Source organism: uncultured Thiodictyon sp., assembly GCA_903837595.1.
Classification (GTDB): domain Bacteria; phylum Pseudomonadota; class Gammaproteobacteria; order Chromatiales; family Chromatiaceae; genus Thiodictyon.
In genome coordinates, this window is sequence record CAILVI010000372.1 from 13,901 (window position 1) to 35,240 (window position 21,340).

General features: G+C 68.4%; 16 protein-coding genes. 2 read left to right on the forward strand and 14 right to left on the reverse strand.

Annotated elements, in window-relative coordinates:
• The first annotated feature begins 26 nt into the window (after positions 1 to 26).
• Positions 27 to 950, forward strand: a complete 924-nt coding sequence (locus QZY44_RS21395; protein WP_295451842.1) for a branched-chain amino acid transaminase — start codon at positions 27 to 29, stop codon at positions 948 to 950.
• Positions 951 to 1,044: 94 nt separating this feature from the next.
• Complete coding sequence (locus QZY44_RS21400) at positions 1,045 to 1,251, forward strand: zinc-finger domain-containing protein (RefSeq protein ID WP_295451846.1); 207 nt, start codon at positions 1,045 to 1,047, stop codon at positions 1,249 to 1,251.
• Between the two features lie 48 nt (positions 1,252 to 1,299).
• On the opposite strand, the gene QZY44_RS21405 is transcribed toward QZY44_RS21400, so the two are convergent.
• From QZY44_RS21405 to QZY44_RS21470, 14 genes are all read right to left on the reverse strand, one after another.
• A complete protein-coding gene (locus QZY44_RS21405) occupies positions 1,300 to 2,514 on the reverse strand; it encodes an MraY family glycosyltransferase (protein WP_295451854.1) in 1,215 nt (404 codons plus the stop codon).
• A gap of 371 nt (positions 2,515 to 2,885) precedes the next feature.
• Positions 2,886 to 4,715 (reverse strand): HIRAN domain-containing protein, encoded by a 1,830-nt coding sequence (locus QZY44_RS21410; protein ID WP_295451857.1) that lies wholly within the window; start codon positions 4,713 to 4,715, stop codon positions 2,886 to 2,888.
• A gap of 226 nt (positions 4,716 to 4,941) precedes the next feature.
• On the reverse strand, positions 4,942 to 5,955 hold the full coding sequence (locus QZY44_RS21415; RefSeq protein WP_295451865.1) for a DUF4139 domain-containing protein: 1,014 nt from the start codon (positions 5,953 to 5,955) through the stop codon (positions 4,942 to 4,944).
• A gap of 115 nt (positions 5,956 to 6,070) precedes the next feature.
• Complete coding sequence (locus tag QZY44_RS21420) at positions 6,071 to 8,038, reverse strand: hypothetical protein (protein WP_295451872.1); 1,968 nt, start codon at positions 8,036 to 8,038, stop codon at positions 6,071 to 6,073.
• A 3-nt stretch (positions 8,039 to 8,041) separates the two neighbouring features.
• Positions 8,042 to 8,902 carry a hypothetical protein gene (locus QZY44_RS21425; RefSeq protein ID WP_295451875.1) on the reverse strand — a complete coding sequence of 287 codons (861 nt, stop codon included), beginning with the start codon at positions 8,900 to 8,902 and terminating at the stop codon, positions 8,042 to 8,044.
• The gene (locus QZY44_RS21430) at positions 8,902 to 12,423 is read right to left on the reverse strand and encodes a hypothetical protein (protein ID WP_295451882.1); all 3,522 of its coding nucleotides are present in this window, start codon (positions 12,421 to 12,423) and stop codon (positions 8,902 to 8,904) included. The genes QZY44_RS21425 and QZY44_RS21430 overlap by 1 nt, the downstream gene beginning before the upstream one ends.
• Complete coding sequence (locus QZY44_RS21435) at positions 12,423 to 15,812, reverse strand: phage tail tape measure protein (RefSeq protein ID WP_295451884.1); 3,390 nt, start codon at positions 15,810 to 15,812, stop codon at positions 12,423 to 12,425. The genes QZY44_RS21430 and QZY44_RS21435 overlap by 1 nt, the downstream gene beginning before the upstream one ends.
• A gap of 246 nt (positions 15,813 to 16,058) precedes the next feature.
• The gene (locus tag QZY44_RS21440) at positions 16,059 to 16,589 is read right to left on the reverse strand and encodes a hypothetical protein (RefSeq protein ID WP_295451889.1); all 531 of its coding nucleotides are present in this window, start codon (positions 16,587 to 16,589) and stop codon (positions 16,059 to 16,061) included.
• Entirely contained in the window at positions 16,589 to 18,184 is a 1,596-nt protein-coding gene (locus QZY44_RS21445) for a hypothetical protein (RefSeq protein ID WP_295451892.1), read from the reverse strand. The genes QZY44_RS21440 and QZY44_RS21445 overlap by 1 nt, the downstream gene beginning before the upstream one ends.
• Positions 18,181 to 18,603 carry a hypothetical protein gene (locus QZY44_RS21450; RefSeq protein WP_295451899.1) on the reverse strand — a complete coding sequence of 141 codons (423 nt, stop codon included), beginning with the start codon at positions 18,601 to 18,603 and terminating at the stop codon, positions 18,181 to 18,183. Before QZY44_RS21450 ends, QZY44_RS21445 begins: the two co-directional genes overlap by 4 nt.
• A complete protein-coding gene (locus tag QZY44_RS21455; RefSeq protein WP_295451903.1) occupies positions 18,603 to 19,385 on the reverse strand; it encodes a hypothetical protein in 783 nt (260 codons plus the stop codon). Before QZY44_RS21455 ends, QZY44_RS21450 begins: the two co-directional genes overlap by 1 nt.
• Positions 19,385 to 19,849: a hypothetical protein gene (locus QZY44_RS21460; protein ID WP_295451906.1), complete on the reverse strand. Its 465-nt coding sequence runs from the start codon at positions 19,847 to 19,849 to the stop codon at positions 19,385 to 19,387. The genes QZY44_RS21455 and QZY44_RS21460 overlap by 1 nt, the downstream gene beginning before the upstream one ends.
• The gene (locus QZY44_RS21465) at positions 19,849 to 20,352 is read right to left on the reverse strand and encodes a phage protein Gp36 family protein (protein WP_295451908.1); all 504 of its coding nucleotides are present in this window, start codon (positions 20,350 to 20,352) and stop codon (positions 19,849 to 19,851) included. The genes QZY44_RS21460 and QZY44_RS21465 overlap by 1 nt, the downstream gene beginning before the upstream one ends.
• Entirely contained in the window at positions 20,352 to 21,317 is a 966-nt protein-coding gene (locus tag QZY44_RS21470; RefSeq protein ID WP_295451912.1) for a major capsid protein, read from the reverse strand. The genes QZY44_RS21465 and QZY44_RS21470 overlap by 1 nt, the downstream gene beginning before the upstream one ends.
• Positions 21,318 to 21,340 lie beyond the last annotated feature (23 nt).

Here is a 21,340-nt window from a genome sequence, read left to right on the forward strand (position 1 = left end):
CCAGGCCCCGCCCTTCGGAGTAACACATGGCAACGATGGCGGACCGTGACGGTCTGATTTGGCTGGACGGCGAGATGGTGCCCTGGCGCGAGGCCAAGGTCCATGTCCTCACCCACTCCCTGCACTATGGCATGGGCGTCTTCGAGGGGGTCCGCGCCTACCAGACCGAGCGTGGCGCGGCCATCTTCCGCCTGAAGGAACATACTGACCGGCTGTTCAACTCTGCGCATATCTTCGGTATGCCCATCCCCTGGGATCGGGAAGCGCTCGCCGCCGCCCAGTGCGCGGTGGTGCGCGAGAACACGCTCGCCTCGGCCTACATCCGCCCACTGTGCTTCTATGGCGCCGAGGGCATGGGCATCCGCGCGGACAACCTCAGAGTCCACTGCATGGTCGCCGCCTGGGAGTGGGGTTCCTACCTGGGCGAGGACAACATGAAGAACGGTATCCGTATCCGGGTCTCGTCCTTCACCCGCCACCATGTGAATGTCACTATGTGTCGGGCCAAGGCCACCGGCAGCTATACCAACTCCATGCTGGCCCTGCAGGAGGCCGTGCGCGACGGCTATGACGAGGCCCTACTGCTCGACGCCGCCGGCTATGTGATGGAAGGCAGCGGTGAGAACGTCTTTATCGTGCGCGACGGCGTCCTGCACACACCCGATCTGACCTCTGCCCTGGACGGCGTGACGCGGCGCACCGTCATGGCACTGTGTGATGAGCTGGGTCTCAAGGTGGTGGAGCGGCGCATCACCCGCGATGAGGTCTATATTGCCGACGAGGCCTTCTTCACCGGCACCGCCGCCGAGGTGACGCCGATCCGCGAGGTCGATGGTCGCACCATCGGCAAGGGCGGGCGCGGCCCCATCACCGAGCGGCTCCAGGCGCTCTATTTCGACCAGGTCCACGGCCGCCGGGACACCCATCCGGAGTGGCTGACGCTCGCCTGACACTATGCGCTCGCGCGACATCGCTCAATCGGTGTCACGCCAGTGGTCGGCGCGATGATCGAGGCCCACACCAGCACCAGACAACGGAGGCCCCATGTCTCAGACCCCAGTCCCGACTCCGGTCAGGACCGATTCACCCGGCGCCATTCCGGTCAGCCGCGCCGCCCTGCCGCTCGCCTGTCCGGGCAGGGGCGAGACTCTCTGGAATATGCACCCCCGGGTCTATCTGCCAATCGCGGATGAGCCCGATGGCGAGGCGATGTGCCCTTATTGTGGGGCGCGCTATCGGCTGAGCGATTGAGCAGATTGCACGCGCGGCCCGCCGGTTGGCAGGCCAGCGTTGCGGGGCCTATTGCAACAGATCAGCGGCGTCAGTCGCTTTCGTCTTGCGGCTGGCAGTCCCGCGGTGGGTGGATGCTCGCACTGGGTTAAGCCGTGGCTCGGAGTTTAACCAGGGCTGCATCGACTTGATGACGCATCGGCGTCGGTCATGTTCCCACTCTGGCGTGATGGCGATGGCCTGTTGCCGTGTCCAGTACCGTGTCGTTGCGTGATAATACAGCAGGGACAGCACCAGGAAGGCCCCGAACTGCAGGTATTCGGGTACGTGCAACCACCGTGCAGCGGCGCCCACGGCGCCCGTGATCAGGGCGATCGCCAGCAGGATCGCGGTCACCTTGGCATCCGACAGGCCGGTCGTGAGCAGCAGATGATGCAGGTGCTGGCGGTCGGCGGCGAATGCACTGCGTCCGGCGCGCAGACGCCGGATCATTACCGCCACCGTATCCAGCAGCGGCAGGGCCAGAATCCAGATGGCCGTGATTGGGGCCATCACGGCCCGCTCGCCTTGGGAGAGATCGACCAGGAACCAACTCAGCGCAAAGCCCAGTAGCGTACTGCCGGCGTCGCCCATGAAGACGCTGGCCCGTTGCCGCCAGGGATGACGCAGGTTCCAGGCCAGGAACCCGGCCAGGACCGCGGCCAGTGCCAGTAGCGTGATGGCGGCCTTGAGATCCGGCACCGGCGCGGTGAGACAGAGGACCGCCAGCCAGCCGGCGGCGATCAGGGCCAGCCCACCGGCCAGGCCGTCGAGTCCGTCGACCAGGTTGAAGGCGTTGATGATTCCCACCATTCCAAACAGGGTGAACGGCAGCGCGAAACTGGCCAGCGCGATGGCGCCATAGCCCATCAGATCACCCAGGTTGGTTAACCACCGGTCGCCCCAGACCATGGCCAACAGGACCACGGCGGCCTGCAACACCAGCCGGATCGACGGGCGGATGTGGCGCAGGTCATCGTAGGCGCCGATCAGGGCGAGCGCGACCATACCGGTCAGCAGGGCCAGATAGCCCGCGGGTTTGTCCGGCAGCAGCCACAGGGTCCCGCAGAAGGCGGCGCACATGGCAACCCCGCCGACCAGCGGCACCGGGTGGGAATGGTGTTTGCGGGTGGTGGGTTGGTCCACCCAGCCTAAGGCCCGCGCTGGTGTGATCAGCAGACCGGTCAGGACGGTACTGAACATAAAGGCGTACAGCAGCGTCCAATAGATACTCATGGCGCTCATTTAACCAGCTTCGCGTGTGTCTTCAAGTTCTGGGCGGCCTTAGACAGCGTCTTGGTCGCTCCGTTTATGGCGAGGTCGGTGGTCCGCCTGAGGGGAACTGGGGCGTGACCTCGCGGCCTTCGGGTCCGCTGGGAGGACCGCTCGCCTGGCCGGAGCGATGATCAAAGCCGTCCTTGGGTCTCATGATGAGGTCCGGACAGGGCATTTTTCTTGTGCGCTAGTTTACTACGTAATCAATATGTTAAGCCAGCTTAACAATGTGACGGACCGCGCATCCTGCAAACAATTGCTGATCGTTCCTGGCCGCCGTCGCCGGTGCATCGGGCGCGCCGGCACGCGGCTGGATCGGCGCCGCTGCCCTAACCCGGCGATCAGTGCACCTGGACCTGCCGGATGACAAACTGTACCCGTTGCCAGGCCACGGCCCGCATATCGAGGCGCGTGAGCTGACCGAGCAGCGGCTGCGCGGCATCAAGCCGCCGGGCGATGTCGGCATTGAGCTGGCGCGGAACATAGCCGATGCGCTCGCCACGCCAGCACAGGGCCACCGCCGCAGGATCGTGCGGATTGTCCGGTTCACGCACTAATTCCAGTGCATCGCCCACGCCCATGATGGGTTCCAACTCGGGTCCGGCGTGGTATTCATAACCGGCGACGAAATCGCGCAGCAACTCCCCTGGGGCGGCGTCCGGGCGCAGTTGCGTCAGCACCGCCGTGAGTTCGCGCTCGCTGGCCGGGTCGAGCCGCCGCGGCGGATGATGGCGGCGATAGATGCGGCCGGCTGCGAACGACGCGGCCAGGGCGGTGCGTACCTCGGTGCGCCCGGGCGCATTGAGTGCGTCCTGGACGGACAGTGCGAACGCCATCATCGCCTCACTGGCCTCCTCATTATAGGGTCCGCGCAGTTGCGCGAGTGAAAAACGTGCCGCGCCCAGCGTGAAGCGGTACTCCGCGGTCGCCCGCTCGGTTGCCATGGCGAGCGCAAAGACCCGGGTGCCGGCCTCAAGGCACTGGTCCCAGTATTGGGCGACGCAGTGGTGCATGGTCTCGCCCTCGTGCGCCAGGTCCGCCGCCGTGCACAGCTCCCGCCCATGGGCCTCGCCGGCGCGGTGCTCGCCCAGGATCGCCGCCACCCGGGTCTGGTCATGCGCGTCCCCCGCCCGGTCCCGCGGGAGTGCATGCCAGCGCCGCGAGGCCGCCAGGAGCGAGCGAAAACCGCGGCTCTCGATCCAGGCCAGCTGCAGCCGCCGCGGCGTCAATCCGGGTGGACAGGGTTGCGTCTGGACCGCGTGGTCAACGGCCGCGCGGATGAAGTCGCCGCAGTCCGCCACCGCGGGACCCAGCGGCGCGAACCGCGTCTGCAAAGGCGCGCAGACCGCCGCGAAACCCTCGCGAAAGACGCGATTGCCCAGGTGCGCCAGATCCGTCTTGTCGTCGGCGAGCAGATTGATGACGACCAACAGGTCCATCGCCGGCACGAAGTCCGCGGGTGCGCGCGGGCGGCGATGGGCCGGGATACCGTCCAGGAGCCGCAGCAGTCGGCGGTGGGCGAGTCCGGTCGGGCCCCACATCTCCCGGCAGATGGGGGAGCGCGCCAATCCCTTGGAAATCCCGTAATGGCGCCCCAGTGCGCCGGCGAGGTCGCGCCCGTGGTCGATCGCCTCGAGGATGCCGTCGTCGTGGTCGCGCCAGGCATGGCGCTTGCCGCCCGCGAAGTCCAGACGCTGATGGGCGCTGAGCAGCACCGGCGCGGCCAGCAGCGGGAAGCGGGTGACGGCCTGCAGGCGCCGCTCACGCAGCTCCGGGTCGAGCGCGGCCAGACGGTTATAGTTGCGCAGCGAGTCCCATTGACGGTGGCGGTTGAGGCTCGCCAACAGGCTCAAGACCTCCTGATCGAGTCGCTGCGCAAAGTCCCGTGCGGCGTGATGTCTGGGATCTCCCCAGGGCAGTGCCGGGAGCGGCGCGGGGGGCGCGGCATAGAGTGGGATGGCAACACCGTCCCCGAACCGGGCCTCCAACAGGGTGCCGCGCTGGTCCTGGGCGAACTGCTCCGCCAGTTCGCCAATGGGTTCATCGTTCTCGAAGTCCGCCGTCGGCAGGCGAAAGGCCAGCACCCGGCCGTCGTTCAGATGCAGCCACAGCAACGACTGCTCATTGCGCTGGCCGAGCCAATCGCCGCGCAGCCACAGGCGCGCGCGCACCGCGGATGGGAGGCACGCGATGGCTCCTCGGGTGGCAGGAAGATCGCTGCCGTGTGCAGATCCGTTCGTGGAAAATCCTCGCCTTTGAATGACCGCGGCTCTTGGCCAGTGTAGGGGCGGGTTTCAAACCCGCCCCTACGGAGTCATCGTACTCCCCCAGCGCCGGCCCGTGAGCCGGACGGGGCATTCGCCCCGTCCCGCCGCCCATAAAATAGCCCCACCCTCGTCACTGCCTGACCTGTACCTGCCAACTCAGGTTGACGGCGCCCTCGGCCGGGACCTGAACCAGCCAGGAGGCCAGGTTTGACGCCTCCTTGGTGTGCGGTTGGCTTTCCTGGACCATCTTCCAGTCACCTGGAATGGGTTCCACCACCTTGACGGTCACCGGATCGGCCTTGGCGTTCTTCAACTCCAGGGCAAAGGCGGCCTCAAAGGCATAGTTGTAGGGGCCGGTGCCGGACAGCTTGTTGAACTCGGTCTGCTTGCGGCGGGCCGTGACATCGAAGCTCTCCCCGAGCTTCAGGGTGACGGTCTCGTGCTTGGGGGTATGCTCGATCCGGTCCGCGCCGATGAACTGGGCGTTGCCGCGGCGGTCCTTGGCGTAGACCCATACTATGCCCTTGGGCAGTGGGATGCCCAGGCTCCCGTCCGAATTCGTGAAGCTCAGGGTGGATTCGACGGTCAGCTTTGTCCAGCCGTCGCTCGACTGGTTCCGATAGGAATAGGAATCGCCGCGAACCACCAACTCCCGCGTCACCGGCACCCGTGGTGCCGAGAGGAGCGCCACCTGTTTGGTCTGGTTGTTGAGGATATCGGTGGGCCGCTGGAGGGTGTAGAGGTGGTACTCGTCCAGGCTTTCTTCCTCTGGCGATGCACCCATCGAGTACACCCTTTCGGGTTCTTCACACAAGAAATCGCCAGTATCCATTTCGACCTGGTTGACCTCACCCGCCACCAGTTGCACCCGCGCCTGACGGTAGGCCACCCCGCTCTGGTTGGTGAGGGTGACCCAGCCGCTCAGGTCCATGACCTTGCAGTCGGCCGACAGGTCAGCGACATAATCGGCCTCCCACTTCAGACCACAAGTGAGATAAGACAGCTCGAAGTCCCCGGGCCCGGCTTGGCCCGCCTCCAGATGCAAGACCAGGGTGGGCTGATCGCGCAGGTCCGGCGGCAGGTCGGGGAACGCGAGGTGTCCGACGGGGCCAGTCTCGATGCGATCGGCATAGCGCAGGATCACGCCCTCGTTGGTGGCGAGGACGGTGGCCTCCTGTAGCCAGCCGCCAAAAATGCGACGAACTGACAGATGATTTGCGACACTGTAACGGGGGTGTTATGCCGTCGCAAATCATCTGTCACACCGACAGATCGTAGCCCGGCATCGTCGGTGCAGCACCCTCGACCCGAGCCCATCTGACCCACACCCACGCACCCGCGCTACCGGACCCACGGACCCGCAGCTGACCGCCGCTCGCCGTGACGCATGAGACCGTCCCGTCCCCGTGATCACTGGCGATCTGGGCCAGGATGCGCGGCGATTGGGGCAGCAACCCCAGCAGCCGTTGGTACTCGTTGGACGTCTCACCCAGCCCCAGTGTCTGCCGCACGCGGGTACCGTTCGCATCCCCACCCACCGCGATGTCGATACTCGTACAGGGCGCGATCTGCAACTCGTCGACATTGAGCCGGATCAAGTCCCCCAAAGCCGCAACCGGAAAGTCTGCCCGCTCGTCAACCGCCATCGTGACTCTAGCCACCCCGGGCGGCTGCGCCCGCGCTGCGAGCAAGCGCCCGCCCAGCGCTCGCGCACCATCCACGTGAGTGATCAGAGCGTCGTTCGCGTCCGGCGCGAACCCGCTCCCCGTCCCATCGCTGCGGGAGACCAATGCCTGGATGCCGCCCACATCCCCGCCGCTGACATGCACCACATCCGCCTGAGTCGGCCACCGATAGCGCCGCCCCAGCGGCCCGAGCAGCGCCGCCGTGGGGATCTGGATGTCCCACACGCTGGTGTTAGCCTGCCACGGCAGGATCGGGTAGACCGGCCGCAGCGTGATCTCCTGGCTATCCCGCGCCGGACAAACCAGCCCCCCCGCGGCCGCAGCCAGGCGCGCAATGGCCTGGATCGGCGACAACTGCTGATAACTCCACGCACCAGCAGGTACCGCCCAATCCGCCAGCCAACGGTTTGCATCCGTCTGCTCCCACGAGATCGTCCAGTCCGTGCCAGGGCGCTCCTGCTCAGCCAGTTGGGCCATCGTGCGCGCGCTGGTCTCCGCGTAGTCCCGCGGCCGACGGTACCGCCCGCTCAACAGCGCCGACAGGCTGCGCCCGGTCACCCGCGTGACCGTCGCCGCGCCAAAGTTGCTGGCCTCCTCCCAGTCCTCTGCCAACAACACCCACACAGCGCCGTTGATCCCGATCTCGATGCGCACCGGATCGTTGCCCTCGGGAGTGACCAGCCCGGCAGCGTCCCGCCCCTTCAGGTCCAGTGACATCTGCCACGCCCAAGTACTCGCATCGCAGCGCAGCGACAGCGCCGTCCAGGGCAACGGGGTACGGTCCGGCAGGCGGACGCAGTGCAGGGCGTGAACGATCATATAAGCATACCTGGTCGGGACGATGCGCGACGGGCGGGCCTCCCACGGTGGCACCACCCCACCACCAGCCCCGGGCGCGCCAGGGCCGCCATAGATGACTGCCAGGTGCGCCCACTGCGGGCGCAGTCCCGTCTGCTGCGGCGTCGCCTCCACCCATGGCTGGCGGCCCCAGGTGGTCAGCGCGCGCGACGAATAACTCGGCGTCGGGATGGAAGTGTAATCGACGATCAGCGGCAGTCCGCGCAGACTGGTACCGAGCCAGACCGGCGAGACGATCAGCGGCAGGGTCGGCGCATAGGATGATGGTGGTGGTGGCGGCGGCCGGAAGTCACAGGCGAAGACGACCCCCGCCCAACGGGCCGGCCCGATCGCATCTTGGGACGGGCGATCAGTGTAGGGACCTCGCGCGACCCGCAGGGCACTGTGCGACACACCGCACCGAGCACGGGCACGGCTCGTGGCATCGGCGTGGAGTATAACCAGCTGGCGTGCCGCCGCGGCGGCAGTCACCCCAGGCACGGGGCCGAAGCGTCCGACCGTCCCCGCGGTGACTGGCGCCGCCGGCGCCGCGCGCACCAACGCCCCCTGTGACTGATGGCTGCCAGGCGCGTCCACGGCCCGCACAACGGCATCCGCGGCCACCGCCACCCGCCAGGCCGCGCCGCCAGGCCGATCGGTAAGGGTGCCCCGGGACCAGCGCGCGCCGGTGCAGGATTCGGGCATGGACTACGCCAGCCCCGGCACAAAGGGACCGTCGATCTGCGGTGTGAAGCCGGCCGGGGGGACCGTCTGCACCCAATACCGATAGGTCGTCGGCAGATACGGCCACGACCACTCACCGGTCACCGCATTCGGTGTCCCTGTGGCCCAGGGCGCCGTCTCGATCACCCCGCCGGCCTCTTTGTAAAGTCGGATCTGGGTAGTGCTCCGATCCACGCCCGCGGGCAGGATCACTTGCCCATACACCTGGTAGGCCCGCAGATCCCACTCGCCGGTGCCCGTATTGCACAGCCAGGAGCCGAAGCCGGCGCCGTAACCCACGGTCTCCGTGGTCACTGCGTCGATCGACAGCGGCGACGGCGCCTGGCCGCCGGTGTAGATGGAGATCGCGTTGGCGCCCCGCCACTTACTCACCTGCAGACTCCACCCATCGTAGCCGTTCAACCAGAAGGTGCGCGATCCGGCATAGGTGTTGGTGCAGTTCGAGATCAGCAGCCGACTACTGGCCTGGCTCCCGTAACCGAGAGGGCCGCCAGTGAACACACATCGGTTAAATTTCCACGTCAGCCAATTCACCCCGGTGGAGAACGCGCTGTCGCTGAATGTCAGCCCCTCCAGCAGCATCACCCCCGACCCGTCCAGCTGCATCCCGCTAGAGGAGCCCCCCAAGGAGTAGACCCGCACCGGATTCCCGATCGGGTCCTCCGTCAGCGCCTTGAACCTCACCTGCTTGGTCACTGCGGCCCCAGCATGCACCGCCCCCCCCGCCAGCGGCGAGATCAGGATAGTATCCCCCGGACTGGCGGCCGCGATCGCCGCCGTGATCGTCGCGTACGGCGACGGTACCGCCCGCACCTGCGCGACCATCAGTCCGCCCCCACCCGATGCCGCAGCCGCACCGCGTCCACCGTCACCGACGGCGCACCCGGTCGCACGGTCCGCAGCGCCCACATCGGCCCCTGCGCCGAGTAGGTCTCAAACTGGATAAAGTTCCCGGTCACCCAGTTGGCGCCCAGCCCCGCCGCGTAGAGCACAAAATAGGGGTACGCCTGGGAGCTGGAACGCACCGCATTCAGCGTCCCCGTACCGGGCCACACCTGGATCACGCCCAACGTCTCCCCCACCACATCCCAGGCCCCATCCGAGCGCTTGCGCAGCTGCCAGCGCTCGCGGATCGCCCCCTTGTTGGTCACCGCCACCGGATAGCCGGTCCAGTCATAGCGCGCCCCGCCGGTGGGTGCCGAGCCGCTCAGATAGTCCAGCCAGGTGCCGCCAAAGGTGTGCTGCTCAAACCCGTTCGCCACCCGCGCCACCAGGTTTCCGTGCAGCAGCATCGCCGAGATCCCCGCCGCCGTGGTGTAGTCATGGGTCAGGGCCGACTGCAGCGTGATGGTCCCGGTGGTCTGCGCCTCCACCACCAGCGTCAGGTCATGAATGCGCCAGCGCGCCTTCAGGGGCTGGGTATAGCCCGCCGTATGGGTGGATAGGGCCGAGACCATAGTGACATGCCCCGCCGTGCGGTCCACGGTGTAGGCGTTCGGGCTCACCAACGGCAGAAAGCGCGCCACAAAGGGCTGATCGTACCCCTCCGCGCTAAAGGTCGCCGGCAGCGTAATCTGCCACAGCGTCAAATCGGCCTGGTACAGCGCCCCCGCGATCGGCCGCGCCTTGGCATCCTCCAGCACCGCATACTCCAGCGGCCCCGTACGGCTCGCGCGCGGGATCTGGATCACCTGCAGGGCCGCCAACCCACCCGGGCAGGTGTAGGACTGCTCCCCCGCGCCGTCTTCCAGGTAAGCGAAGGCCAGCCCCTGCGGCGGCAGGCTGTAGGTCTCCCCGGCCACCACCGGGTTCGCCATCGTCGTCACCCCGTCCTCGTAGACCACCGCATAGTCACCGGCGCGGATCTTCGGTACCCGCCCGTCCGGCGGCAGCCGCACCGGGTCCAGGCCGATGATCGCCGGGTCCAGCGGGACCACCGTGAAGGCCGAGGCGGAATAGGTGATGGACGCGGGATACACCGGAGTGTCGAACGAGCACGCCACCACCCCGATAGCGTGCTCCACCGTCCCGCCGGTCACGATCCCGGTCCCGGTCAAGGCCCCATCCGTGCCGCCGCTCCCCGTGACCGCCGTGCCGCTCTCAGCGGTCGCGCTCAGGGACAGCGATCCGGGCGCCAGCGGCGCCGCGGCCGTGCGGAAGGCCAGCTCCTTGCACGTGAACTGGCCCCAGGTAGAGATCAAGGACGTGATGGCAATCGAGGGCGTCGCCCCCGCCCAGTTGGTCACCGACACACACCGCGCGTTGTAGTCCACGCTCCCGACCACCGTCCCATCAGCCCAATACAGCAGCCCTCCGGCACCGTCGCGATCACTGTAGGCCCGCCCCCCCAGGCTGAAGCGCAGCGTCCCCGGCACCAGCTGATCCTGGCTACTCTGGCCCAGCAGCTCGACCTCCAGCGGCGGCACCGACACCGAGCCGTTGATGACCTCCCCGGGGGCCGACGCCGCCAGGGCATAGCGCACAGTCACCGCCCCCTCCAGCGTCTCAAGCTGCGAACTGGCGCCCCAACTGCCGGTCTCATAGGTCCCGGGCTCGGGGCTGCCAATACCGTAGGACTGGGTGTCGATCGTGTAACTGTTCGCGCTATAGCTGCTGAGCAGCGGCAGAGCGACCGCGCCGGTGGTGTAGCTCACCGTGCCAGTGGTGAGGATCGCCCCGGCCCCATCATCGGCGGCCGATTTCGTCAGTAGCACCTCAGTCGCGCTGCTGCTGGTGCTCCCCAAGGCCAGCGGGATGACAGCCCAGCCGTCCGTATTGTCGGCGACATAGACATACTGATCCTTGTTCGTCGCCGAGGTGACCCGCCGCACCGTCCAGGTCACCGTCAGCGACCCCGCCCGCGGCAGTGCCGCCAGCGTCACGGTCCCCACGCCGCCGGACACCGTCGGGGTGAGCGACTCCGTGACGGTACTCACCGGCTGATAGCTGTAGAGCACTGTCGCATTGGCGTCGGGCAGGTACGTGGACAGGATCAGCACCACCTGGGTACCCACCCGCCAGCCCGTAGCGTGCCCTGAGAGCCCCCCGGGCGTCGCCTCGGTGGCGGTGCGCGTCACCCCGCCGCTGGTCCACGTCAGGGTCAGCGTGCCGGTCTCCGGCACGCTCGGCAGCGTGATCTGCAGCCGCAGCGGATGCACCGCCGTGGTCCCCGCCCGGTCCGTAAAATGGATGCCGCTCGGCCATTCCCAGATGACCCAAGTCCCAGCGTCGGGCAGGGCCGTCAGGGCCAGGAGCGAGGACCCATCAGTGCGGTTCACCGTCAGGCTCCCGACCGTATTCGACTCCCCCTCCACCACGCTATACCAGCGGTCGAGTATCCGGACGTACGCCCGGGCTGCGCCGCCCGTGGCCGGGATCGGCCACAGCGGGCGCGTCCACAGCGTGCGCCGATTGCCGGTCGTCACCGCCACCCGCCCGGTATGCACCGGCCCCGACACGCTGAACGACTGCCCACCACTCATGATGGTCTGAGCCCCGGCCGCAAGCGCATCCAGCGCCACCAGGGCACGCTCGCCGCGCGCGCAGGGTGCCACCTGGGCATAGATGCTGGCCACCTGCACCGCGCTGGCACCCGCGCTCACCGCCGCCGCCAGCGCGCTGCGGCCGTAATAGCGCGACCCATCGGCCACCATCGTCTCGCGGATCAACACCAAGCCAGTGGTCGCTTGCCCGACCTCTGGCCCGGTAAAATCGGCGGTGAGTCCACTGGTGAGCGTCAGATAGATGATCCGGCGCGTATACAGCACATCCACGCCGTTGTTGGTCGAGGACAAAAAGCTCTGAGTCTCGTAGCGGAAGTCGGCGATCTGCACATACTGCCCATAGGCGTTACTGGCGCCCTCGTTGGCCGACAGGTACAGCGTCGACCCCACCTCGGGCAATCGGACCGCCTCCAGGCACCACAGCACGAGATGAGACATCCCCTGCACGTGACGCCCGCGCAGATACCAGGGCGCCTGGCCCGACGCGATCTGATATCCCTCCACATAGGCGCGCGTGTCCGCGCGGGTATTGGTGTGTCCGGAGCGCACCCCCACCCCGACCGGGCGCAGCAACACACAATCCACCAACGGGTCCGCCGGCGACTGATCCAGATAGCTGTAACAGTCGTCCCCCTGCTCCGCCCCGGCGGATTCGATCGACAAAAAGCACTTGGTCAGGTCCACCCGCCCGCCGGCATGGTCCACCTCCGTCAGCTTAGGAAACAGGCTCCCGACCTGGTTGTGCTCCACATAGGCCGTGGGATGGATGCGCCCGCCGGAGTTGTCATATTGGTCCGCCACCGCCGCCTGGCGGGTCTTGATGTCGGCGCTGTAGATTGGCATTAGGTCGCCCCCGCCTGGGTTTGTAAGGTTTTCAACAACGATTCCGCCGAGGGCGGGAAGGTCCCCACGGTGGACTGGCCATTAGGCAGGACAAACTTCACCTCCAGCGTCGGGCGGGGGGTGGCTGCCGGCGCTGTGGGGGCCGGCGGCACGGGCGCAGCCGCGGGCTCGGCGGCCTTCGGCGCGGCCGGCACCGCCACGGACTCACCATACATGCTGTCCGCGCCCGGCGCGGCCAGCGCCTCCTTGGCCGCCCCCGTGGGGGTCGGGGCGCCGCCGGCCTGGAGGCGCAGCCACTCCTTATAGGCCGCCACCATCTGCGGCACATAGTCCGGGTTCCCGCTCGCCCTGTAGGTGCGCTGCATACTCACCTGATAGCGGCCGAGGTCGGTCCCGTAGGTCTTGAACACCGCCTCCCAATCCGTCTGGAACGTCACCGGCTTGACCTGTCCGCGCAGCACGTCCTGCTTCTTCTTGATCTCATCGAGCGCCGCCTGGTAGTCCGCTGCCGCCAGGGCGCCGCGGTCAAAGGCGGCCTTGAGCGCGGAGCCCAGCGCCTCCAGGTCCCCGCCGCTGGTCACCGCACCGATGGCCGAGCGCACGTCTGACATGGACTTGACGCCCTGCACGCCGGCCGCGGCAAACGCCGCATTCAACACCTGCGTGGCCCGCGCCGCCTCCTCGGCCGCCACGGCCATGGCCTGCTCATTGCGCACCACCTCCTTAGCGGTGTCGGCCTGCAACTGCATAGCCTGCGCCGACAGTTCGGCCTCCCGCACCGCCTTGAGCGCGGCCGGGGCCGTCTCTTGTTCCATGCGGGCCTTCTCCGCCAACGCGTCGGCAAACGCACGCGCCGCGTCCGCCTCCTGTTGGGTCGCCTCCGCCACCAACTTAGCCGAGGCGATCGACTCCCGCGTCACCGCCAGTCCCAGGCGCTCCGCCTCGCTCGCTTGCCCGCGGGTCAGCGCCTCCGCCTGCAGGTTCTGTAGATGGGTCACCCGCGCCTGGCCCTGGGCGGTGATCAGCGCCGTGGTCTTGGCCAGGATATCCATCTCGGCCGTCTGCTTCTGGATCGTCTGGTTCAGGGCCTCCAGCTGCTCTGCGGCCTTCGCTTTGGCCTCAGCCTTGGCGGCGTTTTGCGCCTTCAGCGCCACGGTGCTCTGGTTTGTGGCGGCGGTGCCGGCCTGGGTCTTCTGCGTCCCCTGCTCAACGGCGGCCATCTCAGCTTGGCTCGCCGCCAACGCCACCGCCCCCTCCGAGGTCTTAGCCCGCTGCGCATCCGTCAGCTTGGCCTGCGCGGCGGCGGCCTCGTCGGTCGCCATCACCCACTGCTTGGTGGCCGCGTCCCACGTCCGCACCGCCCCGACGCTCATCTCCAGTGCTTGGCCCTGGCCTTGGATGGCGGCGGTGTGCGCCTGGCCCGTCGCCGTCGCACTCGCCGACCGCGCTTCCAGCGCCGCGACTGCCGCTTGGGCGTTGCGGTACGCCGCGGCCGTTGCCTCAACATTCGCCGTCCCCGCCGCCTGTTCGGCGTGCAGCTGCAGCTCCACGCTGGCCAGGTGCTGCTTCATCGCGGCCAGCTCGGTGACCTGCCGGCCCTGTTGGCCCAGCGCCGTCGTCTGGACCTCGGCCACACCGGTCCCCGCCCTGGCCGCGGCCGCCAGGTCCTTAGTAGCCGCGGCAGCCGCGGCGGCGGAGGCGGAAAACGCCTGTGTCTTCGCGTCGAACCCAGTCAGCCCGGCGCCCAGTGCGTCCAGCTGGTCGGCCGTCAGGCCCAGCGCCAGGGCTTGATTCAGGGCGCCTTGCACCACCTTCTTGGACCCATCATCGGCCGCCGCACCCGCCGCGGCGGCCCCCGTCTTCTGCTCGGCAAACAGCCGCGCCCATGCCGCTTTGGTATCCGCAATCCCCTGGTCGACCGCCTTGCCGGCGTCGGCATAGGCGCGTTTGTACTCCTCCGCCGTCTTACGCGCGGCGGCCGCCTCCTCGCGGGTCGCGGTGCCCACCTTGACGCGCAGCTCCAACAGCTTGGAGTAGGCATACATGACATTCGCGGCCAGCCCGTTATAGGTCTGGTCCACTTTCAGTATCACGGTCATCGCACCAGACCACAGGAGATCGATCTCCGCCAGGATGCGCTGGGTCACATCCCGCACCCGCCCGATATTGGCCGTCCAATCGTTGAAGACCGTCTTGGAGTCCTGACCCCAGCTCGCCAGGCGCCCGGTCAACGCCTTCAGGTCGAACTCCGCAATGAACACCTTGACCGCCGCCGTGGCCGCCTCAAAGGCCGCCACCAGCCCGGCGCGGATCTGCTCCAGTTGCCCGGAATCGATCCAGGCGCGCAGCTGCGCGGACAGTGAGCGCACCTCACGCTCCAACACCGGCAGGAAGCCCTCGCCGAACTTCTGCTTGATCACATCCCAGGTCGATCCGAGATCGCCAAGGGCGCCCTTCAGGTTCGTCTGCATCGCCGCCGCGGCATCCTCCGCGGCGGTGGTGGCCCCCTCCAGCTTCAGGCGCAGGTCATCCACCCCCTTGGTGCCGGACGCGATCAAGGTGCGCAACGCCGGCCCCGCCTCCTGCCCAAAGGCCACGATGGCCCGCTCTGCCATCGGCGATCCGGTCGCGAGCAGCCCCAGCACCTTGCCCAGATCGCGGGTGGTAATCCCCATATTGCCGAGCGCCGCGCTGGCCGCACTCGCCGGGTCCTGGAGCTGCGAGAGGATCGAGTTCAGCGCCGTGCCGGCGCGGCTGGCATCCACGCCGCCGTCGGCCAGCTTGCCGATCATCGCCACCACGCGCTCCAGCGAATACCCGGCCGCGTAGGCCATCGGCCCGGCGTAGCTCAGTGCCTCACTGAGCCCCTGCACGCTGGTCTGGCTGGCGTTGGCCCCGGCCACCAGGGTGTTGGCCACCCGCGCCGCGTCCTCTGCCGGCAGCTTGAAGGCGGCCAGCGCCGTGGTCATGATCCCGGCCGACTGCGCCACCTCCATCTGCCCGGCGCTCGCCATGGCAAGCACCGGCGGCAGGGAGGCCAGCAACTGTTTCGTCGTCTGCCCCGCCTTCGCCAGCTCAATCAGGCCGCCCGCGGCCTGGCTGGCGGTATAGGGCAAGGGCGAGTTCGCCGCCGCCTCCGCCGCGGCCTTGAGCTGCGCCAACTCCTCCGCGGTGGTCCCGGCCACCTGATTGAGCACCGTCAGCTGCTGCTGCAGGTCCGCCGCGCCACTGACCGCGCCGCGGAAGAAATCCACCATGGCGGACACGCTGAACCACGCGGCCATCGCCGCCGCCAGCTGGGCCACCCGGCCGGTCAGCGCCCCGAGCACGCCACTGGCTTGGTCCCGGGCGGTGATCAGTAAGCGGACAACGATATCGCTACTGGACATCAGGCGTTCCCCGGCACAACGCCACTGAGGACTGTGCTGGCGCGCCCGCCCGCCTTATCGAGGATGAGGATGTCGTGCTCGGCCACCGCGCACTGGATAGACCAGGTCCCGTCGGGCGCCGATGTGGTCCACCGCGGCGCCACCCGTTAGCGCTCGCCTGCGGCTGGTAGTCGTGGTGGGACAGGGCCAGGGCGTTCGCCATGCCCAGGGGGACCGGGAGCAACGGGACGGTGGCGGTCGCCGCCATTACGATACCGCTCGCGCCGCCTCAAACCAGGCGTCGATGGCGGCATCGTCCATGCCCAACAGTGCGCCCAGGGTCGCCACCATCAGATCGTTACGGCGCCAGGTCTTGGCGCCCCGGTAACGCTCCTGGTCTGATGCGGTCAGGTTGACGGCCACAAATAGATCAATCTGGGCCAGGACATTGGCCGCCGGGTACGCCGCAAGCGGGCCGTCGGTCACTGGCTCCTTCGCGGATAGAATGTAGCGGCCTTGCCAGGCGTCGATGGCGGATGCTGCACGCGCCATCCGTAGTGATTCAACTGCACGTTCCTCGGCGGTGCCGACGCGCCAGCCGCCGGGTATCGCGGGATCGGCGATGGCCGCATACCAGGTATCGTCCACCCAGCACCACCCTGGCCCCACTGCCATCGGCGGGGCTGGGATGGCGCGTAGCGGCGGGGCCGCGTAGCCTTCCGGCGGTACCCAGTCGGCGGGGCGATCGGCTTCCACGGACTGGCACAGGCCAGCGGCATCGATCAGCGCGACGCGCATCACCAGCACCTCAAGAGTATCAGCCCAGTGCCCCCCGGCCCTCCCTGTCCGCCGCGATAGGCACCTCCGATGCCCGCCCCGCCCCCGCCGCCTGAACCGCCAGGATTACCTCCCGCCCCCCCAGCGCCGCCATACCCAGCCGCATTACCGCCGCCACCGCCGCCGCCACCGCCGCAGAGCATAGGGTCGACGATGGCCGACGACGCATCAGTCGCGCTACCACCCGAGCCCCCCGCTGTGCCGCCGGCAGCACCCGCCACGCCGCCATCCAGATTGACTATCCCTCGTGTATATCCTCCTGTGCCTCCCGCATATGCGGTACCGGCAGCGCTCACGGCGCCCCCAGAGGCGCCGGACGGTCCACCCCAGGTATTATTGATGGATATGCCCGGGAGCCCACCCGTAGTGGCTGACGCTACTCCAGCCACACCGAGATATTGAGAATTGGTTGGCGCGGCCGCGGGCGCTGCCGGCGCGTTTATGGCGCCGCTAGCGCCCCCAGCGCCAGACCATGCGGTGATAGTCCATCCCCTAGTCAGGTCTTGCACCTGACCTGACCGGTTGCCCGTGCCCGTCGATCCAAACTGGGGGTGTCCCCCGTAGCCGGCAGGCTGCAGCCAATACGTGAGCGTATCGGACACCAGCGACCGCGGCATCACCGCGCGAGCGACGGACGCCCCAGCGCCACTGCCGCCGCCGGTGACGAGGGTACCAACGGATGTGGTCGACTTCCCGGCGCCGCCGCCAGCACCGGGAGCGACGACGATGATCTCGACCCACCGATAGCCAGCAGTGGGCAGGGTGACGGACCCCTCCAAGGTAGTAGCGTCCTCAGCGGTGGCTCCATCCAGGCGCCATACCCATAGCGGGGCGCCACCACCGGCTTCGCCCTGGACACCCTGGGCGCCCTGCGGCCCCTGGATACCCTGGTCGCCCTGCGGCCCCTGGATACCCTGGGCGCCCTGCGGCCCCTGGATACCCTGATCGCCCTGCGGCCCCTGGATACCCTGGGCGCCCTGCGGCCCCTGGATACCCTGATCGCCCTGCGGCCCCTGAATACCCTGGTCGCCCTGCGGCCCCTGCGGTCCAGTCGCGCCTGTCGCGCCTGTCGCGCCCTGCGCTCCCGGGGTGCCGCCGCCGCCGATGGCATCGGCGCCGGTGAGGATGCGATTAGCGGCACTGGGCGGCAGCGTGGCCGCATCCAGCGCCGCGCGCTCATCGGCGGTCAGCACCCGCCCCGCCGTCAGGCTCGCGGGCGGGATCAACTCGGCGCCGATCAGGTCGGCCAACTCCTGCACCGCGGCGGATTCCGGCACGCGGATGAACCGCACATCCGGATGCCCGGGCGCGCCATAGGCCACCCGATACCAGGTCGGCGCCCCCAGCACCGTCCCAATCTGCCGCTGTGGCACCAGGTCCACCAGCACCCCGGCCGCCGTGGTCACCATCACGGCGCGGGCCTCAGCCAAAAATGACAGGCCATGGAGACCGACCACCGGCGTCCGCTGATCCTCGCCCACCAAGGACCACGTGACCCGCGCGGCCACCACCGCCCCTGTGCCATCCAACTGCGCAGGCAATCGCACCATCGTCATGCCGGGATCTCCAGCAGCCGCAGCAACTCGATGCTATAGGCCGCACCGGCGCTCGGATTGGCCGCCCCGGAGTCACCCACCACCGGCCAGGGGAGCGCCTTCAGCCAGCCGTCACCATCGCGCCGCGGGGTCACGCGGAAGGTGCGGCCGTCGTGGTGGGTCAGGGTCAAGACCACCCCGGCCGGAGCGCCCAGCGCCTGCAGCGCCAGGAGCGCCGTGCGGGTCAGTTGCACCCACGGCAGGCCGCCGCGGTAGCTAATGGGCCGCCCCGCCGCGCGCGTAAATTCCTCCACCAGCACCGCGCCGGATAGCGTCTGCTCCACCACCTGGGAACACGGGTCCCACGCCAGCTCGTCCTCCCAGAGCAGGTTGCCCGGGAGCGTGATGGTAGTGGTGCCGTTGGAGAGCGAGAGCGACATCAGAAGGCCGAGGCCCAATCGCTGTAGACATACGACCAGGGGCTGGTGCGGTCGCTGGGGGTCAGCAGATCGCCCTTCACCGAACCCTTGAGCGCGCCGCCGGCGGCCGGGTCGAACTTACCCTCGGGCGCCAGCACCGCGCGTTCCACGATGATGGAGCAGCGCTTCTTGGTGGTCTGCTCAGTGCCGGTGCCGACCAGATAGATATCCTGGCTCAGCGCCTGGCCGGCGTGGTACGACTCGCCCGCCGTCACCTTCACGTTGTAGGTCGCCGCCTTGCTGCCGACCGCATCGGCATGGGTCGCCTTCACAAAGCCGTTGACCGCGTCCAGTTCGTACTTGGTGCTGGCGATGGCCACGTCCGGGGTGCCGGCCGTCTCCAGGACAAAGGTAGTCGCATCGATCCAGGCGTCCGGCAGCTTGACCCACATCCCCAACACCGTCGTCACCGCCTCATTGGTGACCGTCTTGGCACTCACCGCCAGCTCCGCCACCGTGGCGCCCAAGGCCAGGGCCAGGAAACCCACCGGCGCGGCGTCGAACTCCGCGGTGAGCACGCCGGGCTCGCCGGTAGGACGCTGCAGCGAGCCCAGGGCCTGGCCGATGGAGCCCTCCATCCGGGAGGTGATACGTTCGGTCTTCTGCGGCGGCGGCGTAAATTCCAGCTTGGTGAAGTTGGTGGCATCAAACAGGCTGGTCGGGCGGGTAGCGCCGCTGAAGGCGCCATACTTCATGGCCACGTCCAGGAACATGAACCGCCGCTGCGTGAGGTCTAAGGCCATCAAGGCTCTCCCAGTGCGCCGCGCGAGAGCACGCGGCAGGTGAAGGTCAAGGGCAGATAGACCGCCCCCTCTTTGCTGTAGATCGGTGCCGGCGCGGGTTGCCGGCGCAGGCGGCCCAGGCCGCCCTCGGGGCCGCGCGGCAGCCAGCCTTGCAGCTGTGCGATCACCGCCGCCGCCAGCTCCCCGACGCTGACCCGCCCGGCCTCGGGCTCGCGCAGATCCCGGTGTGAGACCACCACGCCCCAGCGCTGCACGGCGCCCACCAACTGGTCTTTGCCGTCGGTGGACTCCACCGAGGCATCCCCCCCGTAGAGCACGCACAGGGCGGGTAAGCGCTGATCCTTGGCGAGTACTCCGGCCACATCGCGCGCGGCATCGATCCGCAGGGTGGGCCAGTCCGCCTTGAGCGGTTCCAGCCGCGCCAGGATCAGCGGCTCCAACTCCAAATAGTTCGGCTTGCCCATCAGCCCATCCCCGCCAGCGTGTCCGCCGTCAACAGCCGGTCAGCGGCCTGATAACGCACCGTTGCCGGGGTGCTGACGCTCGCCGTGCCCAGGGTCAGCGTGCCGTCGCGCAGTGCCACCAAGGTCGCCCGCGCCGTCTTGGCCCGCCGGATGATCCCGGAGTAAGGCCCGTCCGGCGCCGCCGTGCGTGCGCCCAACAGATCCTCCAACGCCAACCCGACCGCCGCCGATCGCACGATGGCCGGTACCGGCGAGAGCCCGCCCGGCCAGCGGCTGGCCAGGTGCGCATCCACCTGGTCCCCGCCCTCGGCACAGGCCCGCACCAACCGGGCCAAGGCCCCCGCCGCGGCCTCCTCCTGCTCCCCGCCGATCGCGCCGCCCGCCACCGCCAGGCGCAACAGCGCCCCGGATACCGGCGGCTGATCGGTGGGTGCGGCCAACTCCGCAATCAGGTCCGTATCGGACTCGGCCGCCAGCAGGTCAGCGGGGGTGCACCACTCCATCAGGTGATCTCGCCCAGGGTGTACTTGGCCAGCACGTACTGAATGAACTCCTCGGTATCGTTGCGGATGCGCACGATGTCGGCGCGCCGGGTCTCGTCGCGATAGGTCTCCACCGTCAGGATCTGCGGTGCACCGCCGGTCCACAGGATCGTCCGACCAAAGCAGGGCTCCAAGACGTTGGAACTGCCGGCGCTGACGCGCAGCAGATGGACCTTGGTGGCGTCCCACACATCGGCCAGCACCGCCGCCTTGCCCTTCTGCGCGCTGTCCTTCTGCGCGCCGGCCACCAACACCTGGTCGATCCCGAAATAGGCGGCCACCGCCTGGCGTTGCGCCTCGAACCCGCCCATCTGGATGGGGCTGGTGTACTGGAGCGCAGTCTTGATCTCGGCGGTATTCACTACCGCCCAGAAGGCGGTAAGGCTCATGGCCAGCGCATTGGGCAACAGCCCGGAGCGGCCCCGGAAGGCCGCCTTGGCGGTGTCGACATCGCCCTTGGGGGTGGCTGTGGCACTGGTGGACCAGGGCACCGTCACATTGGCATCGGCCCCGCCGGCCTCCACCTTGGCGGCGATCCGGCGCTCCAGGTTCAGCAGGACGCCATCCGTCACCGTGTCCGCGGTCGCCTGCTCCACCTCGATCACCGAGCTGTAGAGCGCGCGCAGTCGATCATCGATCCGTCCGGTCAGCCCACGGTCTTCGGTGGAGAAGGCACCCATCTCAAAGCGCCAATCGATCTCGTTGTAACTGCCATCGGCGGCGCGGGCATCGTCCACCAGTTTCAGGCCCACATCCTTGGGAATGATGGGGAACCGCGCGGACGAGATGCCGGACTCGAACAGCGGCAGCACCTGCAGGCCGATGTGGCCCTCGGCGCCCGAGCCGCGCATCCGCTCATAGGCCACGCGCCCGAGGTCCTGGCGCAGTTCGGCCGCGGTGGCCGTGGTTTGGGGAGAGGCGGGCATGGAATGCTCCTATCGATAGAGTG

Bases quoted from the DNA above. Each gene is read 5' to 3' on its own strand.
- QZY44_RS21395 (WP_295451842.1), top strand. From the start codon at position 27: ATGGCAACGATGGCGGACCGTGACGGTCTGATTTGGCTGGACGGCGAG.
- QZY44_RS21400 (WP_295451846.1), top strand. From the start codon at position 1,045: ATGTCTCAGACCCCAGTCCCGACTCCGGTCAGGACCGATTCACCCGGC.
- QZY44_RS21405 (WP_295451854.1), bottom strand. From the start codon at position 2,514: ATGAGCGCCATGAGTATCTATTGGACGCTGCTGTACGCCTTTATGTTC.
- QZY44_RS21420 (WP_295451872.1), bottom strand. From the start codon at position 8,038: ATGCCCGAATCCTGCACCGGCGCGCGCTGGTCCCGGGGCACCCTTACC.
- QZY44_RS21425 (WP_295451875.1), bottom strand. From the start codon at position 8,902: ATGGTCGCGCAGGTGCGGGCGGTACCGTCGCCGTACGCGACGATCACG.
- QZY44_RS21430 (WP_295451882.1), bottom strand. From the start codon at position 12,423: ATGCCAATCTACAGCGCCGACATCAAGACCCGCCAGGCGGCGGTGGCG.
- QZY44_RS21435 (WP_295451884.1), bottom strand. From the start codon at position 15,812: ATGTCCAGTAGCGATATCGTTGTCCGCTTACTGATCACCGCCCGGGAC.
- QZY44_RS21440 (WP_295451889.1), bottom strand. From the start codon at position 16,589: ATGCGCGTCGCGCTGATCGATGCCGCTGGCCTGTGCCAGTCCGTGGAA.
- QZY44_RS21445 (WP_295451892.1), bottom strand. From the start codon at position 18,184: ATGACGATGGTGCGATTGCCTGCGCAGTTGGATGGCACAGGGGCGGTG.
- QZY44_RS21450 (WP_295451899.1), bottom strand. From the start codon at position 18,603: ATGTCGCTCTCGCTCTCCAACGGCACCACTACCATCACGCTCCCGGGC.
- QZY44_RS21455 (WP_295451903.1), bottom strand. From the start codon at position 19,385: ATGGCCTTAGACCTCACGCAGCGGCGGTTCATGTTCCTGGACGTGGCC.
- QZY44_RS21460 (WP_295451906.1), bottom strand. From the start codon at position 19,849: ATGGGCAAGCCGAACTATTTGGAGTTGGAGCCGCTGATCCTGGCGCGG.
- QZY44_RS21465 (WP_295451908.1), bottom strand. From the start codon at position 20,352: ATGGAGTGGTGCACCCCCGCTGACCTGCTGGCGGCCGAGTCCGATACG.
- QZY44_RS21470 (WP_295451912.1), bottom strand. From the start codon at position 21,317: ATGCCCGCCTCTCCCCAAACCACGGCCACCGCGGCCGAACTGCGCCAG.